Source organism: Mangrovicoccus sp. HB161399 (assembly GCF_013184745.1).
Lineage (GTDB): Bacteria > Pseudomonadota > Alphaproteobacteria > Rhodobacterales > Rhodobacteraceae > Mangrovicoccus.
On the sequence record NZ_JAATVU010000252.1, the window covers coordinates 1 to 1,129 of the forward strand.

1 protein-coding gene and 1 pseudogene are annotated in these 1,129 nt (G+C 63.4%); one reads left to right on the top strand and one right to left on the bottom strand.

Annotation, left to right across the window (positions count from 1 at the left end):
* Positions 1 to 150: pseudogene (locus HCC78_RS34365) on the top strand (IS5/IS1182 family transposase); the annotation flags it as partial.
* Between the two features lie 155 nt (positions 151 to 305).
* Here the strand turns inward: HCC78_RS34365 and HCC78_RS32700 are convergent.
* Complete coding sequence (locus HCC78_RS32700) at positions 306 to 851, bottom strand: YaeQ family protein (RefSeq protein WP_172332839.1); 546 nt, start codon at positions 849 to 851, stop codon at positions 306 to 308.
* Positions 852 to 1,129: the final 278 nt, after the last annotated feature.

Genomic DNA, 1,129 nt, shown 5'->3' on the forward strand with positions numbered 1-1,129 from the left:
AAGCGCATCGGGGAGCTCTTCGGCCGGTCCAGGACCGTCGGCGGGGCGGTCCAGACGGTCCATCGCGGGATCGGGCGGGTGCGGTCGCGCTTCATCCCCGCGCTGGCGGCGGCAAACCTCGCCAGGCTGCCGCGGCTGCTGGCCATATGAAGACGGCAACGACCGCGCCATCTGTGCCGCGCGGCAAAGAGATGGCGGACAGATTGCGCGGCCGCGCCCGACACGCCGGAAACCGTTCTGCGCACCAGACTATTTTCAGCACCCTGCTAGGCGAACAAATGGCGGCCACCCGGCTCAACCGGCAGCTATGCTGCGTCCTTCAAGATCACCGGAGTGACGTAGACGATGCGGTCATCGGCACTGACCATGACTTCGCCGTCCTGGATGTTGACCTGCAGCTTCACCGAGCGGCTCGCCAGGTCCGCCAGTTCGCTGGTCGCCTGTTCCGGAAGATTAACGATCGCGAGATTGCCGAATCGGGAGGTGGCGTTCCTCACCTTGTCCCACCACAGATCCGCCGCTCTGCCGCCGTAGGAATAGATCACCACCTTGTCGGCTTTCGCGCAGGATTGGCGGATGACCTTTTCGCCCGGAAGTCCCAGCGCAACCCACAGTTCCAGCTCGCCGCTCAGGCTTTTCTGCCAGATGTCAGGCTCGTCATCGGTCGAAAGCCCCTTGGTCATTTCCAGGGCCTCGCCGGCATTCAGGGCGAAGGCGAGAAGGCGCACCATCAGCCGCTCTTCGGTCTCCGAAGGATGTTTCGCTACGGTTAGCTTGTGGGTTTCGTAGTAGTGGCGATCCATGTCGGAAACGGAAAGCTCGACTTTGTAGATGGTGGATTTCAGCGCCATGGCTCGTCCCTCGCTGGCATGGATGGCGATGACTAGTGGGTCCGGCAGCCTTTGGAAAGCGCATTGAGCCGATTCCGGCCGCTGGCGGACCCATGATGGCCGCCGCCGTGTCCGGCGATCTTTCAATCCCAGGTCGGTCCGGAACTCCGCCTTCATTGCCTCGCGGCCCAATCGGCCGGGGCAAGCGGTGGTTTTCAAGGTTGTTGTCACCGGTGTCTATTTTCAGGCTGCGCACTCTCCCGTCCCGGCCATGGGGCCGCCGCGGACTGCTTCCCTGG